The organism is Sphingomonas sp. CCH21-G11 (genome assembly GCF_001555965.1).
Lineage (GTDB): Bacteria > Pseudomonadota > Alphaproteobacteria > Sphingomonadales > Sphingomonadaceae > Sphingomonas.
The window spans coordinates 1-7436 of the sequence record NZ_LSHX01000020.1 but is presented as its reverse complement, the minus strand read 5'-3'; the positions used below and the strand labels follow the sequence as shown (position 1 = coordinate 7436).

The following is a 7436-nucleotide window of genomic DNA, read 5'->3' as shown; positions in this document are numbered from 1 at the left end:
CCCTACACCCACCCCCGTGACCCTCGCGCTTGCCATTCTCCTCTCCGCGCTCGCCATGACGGCGATCGTCGGCGTGCGCTATCTGCTCACCAGCGGGGCGTTTGCGCTGGCGACGCGCTGGCGGCATCCGGGGCTTTATGCCGGGCTCGACCGCCAGATCGTGCGCGAGGTGAAGTGGTCGCTGGCCAGCGCCGCGATCTACGGCGTGCCCGCGGGCGTCGTCGCCTGGGGGTGGCGCAATCTGGGCTGGACGCGGATCTACACCGACGTCGCCGACTATCCGCTCTGGTACCTGCCGCTGTCGGTGCTGCTCTATCTGTTCGCGCACGACACCTGGTTCTACTGGACGCACCGCTGGATGCACCGGCCGCGGCTGTTCCGCCTCGCGCATGCCGTCCATCATGCCAGCCGGCCGCCGACCGCCTGGGCGGCGATGGCGTTCCACCCGATCGAAGCGTTAACCGGTGCTGTGGTAATCCCGCTACTGGTCTTCGTCATTCCGATCCACGCCGCCGCGCTCGGCCTTGTTCTTGCGGTGATGACCGTTATGGGTGTGACCAACCATATGGGGTGGGAGGTTTTCCCTGCGTTCATGTGGCGGGGGCCATTGGGGGCGTGGCTGATCACCGCAAGCCATCATCAACGGCATCACGAACGCTATGGGTGTAATTATGGGCTATATTTCCGCTTCTGGGACCGCGTCTGCCGCACCGATGACGGGATCGGCGGCTTTGGACGCCGGCCCGGTTCAGCGGTTCCTGCGCCGGCTGGGCGCGGCGATGCTCATCGTCGGGCTGCTGCCCGGGGCGGTGCCGACGGGTGAGGTCGACGTGACGCTGACCAGCGTGCGCTCGGCCCGGGGGCTGATCCGCGTCTGCCTGACCGCCGATCCCGACAATTTTCCCGGCTGCGTCGACGACAGCCACGCCGTCACCCGCACCGTGCCCGCGCATGTCCGCGACGTCCGCTTCGACGGGCTCGCGCCCGGCCGTTATGCGATCGCGGTGATCCACGACGAAAACAGCAACGCCCGGCTCGACACCTTTGCCGGCATCCCGCGCGAAGGGTTCGGCTTCTCGCGCAATCCGCGCATCGGCTTCGGCCCGCCGCGCTTCGCCGCCGCCGGCTTCGACCTCGACGGCAATGCCTCGGCCCAGACCGTGCGTATCCGCTACTTGCTTTAATCTTCGGCGCCGCCTGACGCGCGCGGGAGCAATCTGTTACGTCCGGCGTTCAGCGTCGTGCCTCCGTGCTGTCGAGGCGTCTTTTTGAACCCGGAGGCCACCCGCTTGTCCCGATCGCGCGCCATGCTTGCCCTGTCCGCCGCGCCGCTTGCCGCGCTGCTGCTCGCCGCCGCCCCTGCCCGCGCGCAGGAAGCGGTTCCCGACTTCGATCCCGCCGCCGATCGCCTGACGCTCGGCACCGGGGTGCTCACCGTCCCCAGCTATGAAGGGTCGGACAACAACATCATCATCCCCGAATTCGCCATCCGGGGCCAGGTCGCGGGCTTTTCCTTCTTCTCGCGCGGGCCGGCGCTCTATGCCGACGTCATCCGCGATGCGGGGCGCGACGACGGCATCGACATCGGCTTCGGCCCGGTGCTCGGCGTCCGGCTCGACCGCGCGCTCAAGATCCACGATCCCCAGGTCGAGGCGCTGGGCAAGCTCGACGTCGCGGTCGAGCCCGGCGGCTGGGTCGGGGTGACCAAGACCGGGGTGATCACCAGCGATTACGATTTCATCACCGCGCGCGTCTCCGCGGTCGCCGATGTCGCGGGCGCGCATGGCAGCTATGTCGTCACCCCGACGATCGAATATGGCACGCCCCTGTCGACGCGGACCTTTGTCGGGCTGTCGGTGCTCGCCGAATATGTCGGCAAGGGCTATGGCAACTATTATTTCGACGTCAGCGCCGCGGGCAGCGCGGCGAGCGGGCTCAGCCCCTATGCCGGCGCGGGCAGCGGCTTCAAGCGCGCGGGCGTCAACCTGCTCGTCACCCAGTCGATCACCGGCGACCTGACCCGCGGCCTCAGCGTCATCGGCCTGCTCGGCTATTACGAGCTGCTCGGCGAGTTCAAACGCTCGCCGATCGTGGCGGAGGCCGGCGACGCGAGCCAGCTGATCGCCGGGGTCGGGCTGGCCTATTCCTTCTGACGCGCGGCTGATATGGGGCGGGGGTCATGGCCCGCCGTCCCGCCAGCATCCGCACCCCGCTCCGCGCGTTTCAGGCGATGCGCGGCGACGACTGCACCGACGCCTTCGTCGCCGATCTCGACTATCTCGAGGGGCGCGACCTCGACCTGTCGGTGCGGCTGGGCGCGATGCTCGCCTTCAACGCGCTGATGATCACCATCGGCACCCATCCGATCAGCGCCTCGCCCGGCGCGCCGCTCAGCCTCGATGCCGCGCGCCAGCCGTTGGAGACGATCGCCAGCCTGGCCGGCCTCGTGCCGCTCGTCGTCTCCTGCGTCTTCGTGCTGCGCGCGCTGTTGATCGGCGAGGAAGCGGACGGCGACGGGCTGGCGGGCGACGCGCTGCGCCAGCGGATGCTCGCCGCCTTCGTCCGTTCGATCGACGCGCAGGCGCTGCTGCTCGGCCGCGCGGTCAGGTGGACGATTGCGGGCGGCGCGCTGACCCTGATCGTCTGGGCGTGGATCCTCGCGGACAAGATGCTGGGCTGACCCCTTACGCGCGCGCCTGCGCTCTGCTAGGCTCGCGCCATCCCCGGGGGAGCGCCGCATTCCGCGCTTGAGAGGATGGCAGGAGCCATCGACCCGCTGAACCTGATCCGGCTGATACCGGCGTAGGGAGTGGGCGGCTTTCCCCCGGAAATCCGTGCTCTCCCCGCCTGAGGAGAGTAACATGGCAGACATCCCCGCGCGCACCGAACTCAAGGTTACGACCGGCCCGATCCGCGGCAGCCGCAAGGTCCATGTCGCGGCCCCCCAGAATCCGGCGGTGCGCGTCGCCATGCGCGAGATCCATCTCGAGCCCAGCTCCGGCGAGCCGCCGCTGCGCGTCTACGACACCTCCGGCCCCTATACCGACCCCGACGCGCGCATCGACATCATGGCCGGCCTGCCCGAGCTGCGTAGCGCCTGGATCCGCGCCCGCAACGATGTCGAGGAAGTCGCCCAGCGCGAGGTCCGCCCCGAGGACAACGGCCAGCTCGGCCCCGACCGCTCCGGCGGGGTCCAGCCCTTTCCCAATGTCCGCAAGAAGGTGCTCCGCGCGCGTCCCGGCATGAACGTCAGCCAGATGCACTATGCGCGGCGCGGCATCATCACGCCCGAGATGGAATATGTCGCCACCCGCGAAAATCTGGGCCGCGAGATGCTCAATGAGTACACCCGCGACGGCGAGTCCTTCGGCGCCAGCATCCCCGACTATGTCACCCCCGAATTCGTCCGTGACGAAGTCGCCCGCGGCCGCGCCATCATCCCCAGCAACATCAACCACCCCGAAACCGAACCGATGGCGATCGGCCGCAATTTCCTGGTCAAGATCAATGCCAATATCGGCAACTCCGCCGTCGCCAGCGACGTCGCGCAGGAAGTCGACAAGCTCGTCTGGTCGATCCGCTGGGGTGCCGACACGGTCATGGACCTGTCGACCGGCCGCAACATCCACGACACCCGCGAATGGATCCTGCGCAACTCGCCCGTCCCGATCGGCACCGTCCCCATCTATCAGGCGCTGGAAAAGGTCGGCGGCATTGCCGAGGAACTGACCTGGGACATTTTCCGCGACACGCTGATCGAACAGGCCGAACAGGGCGTGGATTACTTCACCATCCACGCCGGCGTCCGCCTGCCCTATATCCCGCTGACCGCGAAGCGCGTGACCGGCATCGTCTCACGCGGCGGCAGCATCATGGCGAAATGGTGCCTGGCGCATCACAAGGAGAGCTTCCTCTACGAGCATTTCGACGAGATCACGGAGATCATGAAGGCCTATGACATCGCCTATTCACTCGGCGACGGCCTGCGCCCCGGATCGATCGCGGATGCCAATGACGAAGCCCAGTTCGCCGAGCTCTATACGCTGGGCGAGCTGACCAAGCGCGCCTGGGAACAGGATGTCCAGGTGATGATCGAGGGCCCCGGCCACGTGCCGATGCACAAGATCAAGGAAAATATGGACAAGCAGCTGCAGGCGTGCGGCGAAGCGCCCTTCTATACGCTGGGGCCGCTCACCACCGATATTGCGCCCGGCTATGACCATATCACCAGCGGCATCGGCGCGGCGATGATCGGCTGGTACGGCACGGCGATGCTTTGCTATGTCACGCCCAAGGAGCATCTGGGCCTGCCCGACCGCAACGACGTGAAGGTCGGCGTCGTCACCTACAAGCTCGCCGCCCACGCCGCCGATCTCGCCAAGGGCCACCCTGCCGCCAAACTCCGCGACGACGCCTTGAGCCGCGCCCGCTTCGAGTTCCGCTGGCGCGACCAGTTCAACCTGTCGCTCGATCCCGACACCGCCGAACAATATCACGACCAGACCCTCCCGGCCGAAGGCGCCAAGACCGCGCATTTCTGCAGCATGTGCGGCCCCAAATTCTGCTCGATGAAGATCACCCAGGAAGTGCGAGATTTCGCCGCCAAGCAAAATCAGCAAGCCGACGCCTTCATCGCCGCCAATTCCTCCCCATCCACGATGGGGAGGGGGACCATCGGCGAAGCCGATGGTGGAGGGGCGGATACCGCAACCTCCCTCTCCCCTTCAGGGGAGAAGGCCGGGGAGAGCGGCCCCGCCGCAAGCGCCACCCCCGACACCCTCACCCCCGAACAAGCCGAAGCCGGCATGGCCGAAATGAGCCGCGTCTATGATGCGATGGGGCGGGAGTTGTATCTCGGCGCGGGGGGAAGGGAGCGGGATTGACGGTCTATCCCGTCAAGAGAGATTCAGAATGCGAATAATCATTGCCGAGACGCTCACTCTGAAGTGTTTTGCTACAGAGGCTAGCTTACGCTCGTCGTTTATGTCTAGATCTTTGTATGATCTCATCAATGACGTTGGCATTAAAACTTCAGCAGCGAAGGCGTTTGCCTCAATCTCTTTAGTATCCACGCCGTCGCTCGATCGGCTATTTCTATGTAGAACTGCTTTATCCACATGTACATTATCTAACAGATAATCTGCATGCATGATATGATGCCCTAACTCATGGGCAATGGTGAACCGTTGACGATTGGGGTGATGAGCCGCATTCACGACGATGACTGATATGCCATTTTTTATGAACGACATACCTGAAAGTTCATCATCTAACGGGAGATGTTGAACAGCTATTCCTCGCGCTCGTGCGATTTGTTCAATCGGAATGGGTGCACTTTCAACTTTGAATTTCGTGAGCACCGACTTTGCTTGCCGAACAGCTTCTTGAGCTAGGCGGGTCATATATTATCTCGGCTTGAAGTAGAAGTTAAAGCATTTACGATGTTGTGAACCAAGGCTTTTTGGTCCTTTGAAAGGTCTTTCGCTCCGGACATCGTCACGTCGGCCTTGGCACCTTGCTTTGATGAAACCACCCGTGCGGGTACAATCTCATGCGCGCTTCCCAGTTCCAGCGCATCGACCAACGCCAAAATCTGATGCAAAAAAACGCGCTGTTTTCCGCGTTCGATATTGGCAAGCGACGCTCTCGAAAGGCCTAATTCGCTAGCCACACGTTCTTGCGTTTTGCCAACCGCTGCTCTGCGATTGGCAACCGCTTGACCAAAAGTCTTGTAGATCGCCCCCTCATCCACACTACCCGTATGCCTGTCATAACTCGCAATGTCAACGACACAAACATTTAGCCGGTTTTTGAGAGTGCGTTGCATTACTAGAGCGTTTGTACTACAAACATAGCACGTTTGTAATTGACACATGTTGGAATTTTGGCGAGGTTGAGCGAGCGGCCGATTCGGGTCGCTAAACAGAGGAAGTAAAATGAAGACACCAGGAAGCAACAGCGGCAATCGCGGTGGCATATTCCAAGAAACCGGTCCCCGTGGCGGGCGGTACGACAACTTCACGACGGTCCCGGACAATCGTACGTTTCCGCCGACTACCGCGCCCGGTCGTGGTTGGACGCCGGTTCGCACGACGCCCGACAGCAAGCGCTGATCGTGGTCGAGCATCTTCCGCCCCGGCCTCACCCGGCCCAAGTCCCGCCGGTTCGGCCTCACGTGCCAAGTTATCCGGTTCCAACCTATCCCCGTCCGCGGTGAAGTCGTGGGAGTGCATACATCGAGCCGGCCGCGTTCTTCGTGGCCGGCTCAAGCGCGGCGAACACTTTACCCATAAACCTCCCGCCGGTGCCCCACCCGCACCACCAGGATCAGCACCCGCGCATCCTCGATCCGCGCGATCACCCGGTAATCGCCGATCCGCCAGCGCCAATAGCCTGCATGATCACCGGTCAGCGGCGCGCCCAGGCTCCGCGGGTCGTCCTGCTTGGCGATCCGCTCTTCCAGTGTTCGGATGATCCGCCCGGCCTCGGCGCGGCCCAGCTTCTTCAATTCCTTCGCCGCATCCGGCGTGAACTCAATCGTCCAGACCAAGGTCGCGCTTCAAATCAGCCAGCGGAATCGCATCCTCGGCCCGGAAATCGCGCATCCGCTCCTCGGCCAGATAGAAATCCTCGAGGTCGTCGAGATGCGCCAGGATCGCCTCGCGCGCATAGAAGGTCTTGGTACGCCCGGTCTTCTCAGCCAGCGCCGCCAGTCGCTTTTCAGTTTCCGCGTCGATCCGTACCGCGAGCATCTTGGCCTCCTGCTATACATATATAGCATCGGCGCGGGTGCGCGACAACGCACGTCCTGACGGATGCCCATCCGCCACACCCCGCCGACAAACCATCCAACACCCGCCACCCCGCGCTGTCCTACCCGCATCAAATCCGCTTCACCCTGTCGGATGACGCACGAACCGCACGCCTCCGCCTCGGCCGCTGACCGCGAACACGCCGCCGCCACCCCCGCGCCCGATCCGCAAGCGGACTCGACCGCGCTCGCCCTCACCGACGCGGACGACGAAGCCGGCGAACCCATCCTCTACGACCCTGCCAATTATCGCTGGGTGCCCGTCCGCCGCCGCCCGCGCCTCGACGGCTGGACCGAGGAAAAGCAGCGCCGCTTCATCGAAACGCTCGCCGACACCGGCCTGGTTGCGCTCGCCGCCACGGAAGTCGGCATGTCGCGCGCCAGCGCCTATCAGCTGCGCCGTTCCGCCCATGGGGCCGCCTTTGCCCGCGCCTGGGACGCCGCGCGCCACCACGCCGCCGGCCTCATCGAAGACATCGCCTTTGAACGCGTGATCGAGGGGAGCGAGCAGGACGTCTATAATCACCGCGGCGAGGTGGTCGGCACGCGCGTCGTCCACGACAACCGCCTGCTCAAATATCTGCTCAGCCACCTGAAGCCCGAACGCTACGGCACCGTGCGCGCC

Annotated in this window: 9 protein-coding genes, 1 pseudogene and 1 riboswitch; of the genes and pseudogenes, 6 read left to right on the top strand and 4 right to left on the bottom strand. The window is 64.4% G+C overall.

What is annotated here, in order from left to right; genetic code table 11:
* Nucleotides 1-16: 16 nt before the first annotated feature.
* The 5 genes from AX676_RS04635 to thiC all read left to right on the top strand — a co-directional run bounded on the left by AX676_RS04635 (nucleotide 17) and on the right by thiC (nucleotide 4883).
* Nucleotides 17-823 (top strand): sterol desaturase family protein, encoded by an 807-nt coding sequence (locus tag AX676_RS04635; protein WP_082731250.1) that lies wholly within the window; start codon nucleotides 17-19, stop codon nucleotides 821-823.
* Nucleotides 780-1184, top strand: coding sequence for a DUF2141 domain-containing protein (locus AX676_RS04630; protein WP_066481017.1), 405 nt, complete (start codon nucleotides 780-782; stop codon nucleotides 1182-1184). Before AX676_RS04635 ends, AX676_RS04630 begins: the two co-directional genes overlap by 44 nt.
* A 105-nt stretch (nucleotides 1185-1289) precedes the next feature.
* Nucleotides 1290-2153 (top strand): MipA/OmpV family protein, encoded by an 864-nt coding sequence (locus tag AX676_RS04625; RefSeq protein ID WP_231726073.1) that lies wholly within the window; start codon nucleotides 1290-1292, stop codon nucleotides 2151-2153.
* A 26-nt stretch (nucleotides 2154-2179) separates the two neighbouring features.
* Entirely contained in the window at nucleotides 2180-2680 is a 501-nt protein-coding gene (locus AX676_RS04620) for a hypothetical protein (protein ID WP_066481020.1), read from the top strand.
* 36 nt (nucleotides 2681-2716) lie between these two features.
* Nucleotides 2717-2826: riboswitch (TPP riboswitch) on the top strand.
* Between the two features lie 35 nt (nucleotides 2827-2861).
* Entirely contained in the window at nucleotides 2862-4883 is a 2022-nt protein-coding gene (thiC, locus tag AX676_RS04615) for a phosphomethylpyrimidine synthase ThiC (protein WP_066481021.1), read from the top strand.
* A gap of 12 nt (nucleotides 4884-4895) precedes the next feature.
* Here thiC and AX676_RS17045 read toward each other — a convergent pair whose 3' ends face one another.
* The 4 genes from AX676_RS17045 to relB all read right to left on the bottom strand — a co-directional run bounded on the left by AX676_RS17045 (nucleotide 4896) and on the right by relB (nucleotide 6752).
* Nucleotides 4896-5402, bottom strand: coding sequence for an ImmA/IrrE family metallo-endopeptidase (locus AX676_RS17045; RefSeq protein ID WP_082731251.1), 507 nt, complete (start codon nucleotides 5400-5402; stop codon nucleotides 4896-4898).
* Nucleotides 5399-5827, bottom strand: coding sequence for a helix-turn-helix domain-containing protein (locus tag AX676_RS18020; protein WP_197417105.1), 429 nt, complete (start codon nucleotides 5825-5827; stop codon nucleotides 5399-5401). Before AX676_RS18020 ends, AX676_RS17045 begins: the two co-directional genes overlap by 4 nt.
* Nucleotides 5828-6283: 456 nt before the next feature.
* Entirely contained in the window at nucleotides 6284-6550 is a 267-nt protein-coding gene (locus AX676_RS04610) for a type II toxin-antitoxin system RelE family toxin (protein ID WP_066481022.1), read from the bottom strand.
* Complete coding sequence (relB, locus tag AX676_RS04605; protein ID WP_066481023.1) at nucleotides 6534-6752, bottom strand: type II toxin-antitoxin system RelB family antitoxin; 219 nt, start codon at nucleotides 6750-6752, stop codon at nucleotides 6534-6536. Before relB ends, AX676_RS04610 begins: the two co-directional genes overlap by 17 nt.
* A gap of 153 nt (nucleotides 6753-6905) precedes the next feature.
* Between relB and AX676_RS04600 the strand changes: the two are divergent.
* Nucleotides 6906-7436, top strand: a pseudogene (locus tag AX676_RS04600) (hypothetical protein); the annotation flags it as partial.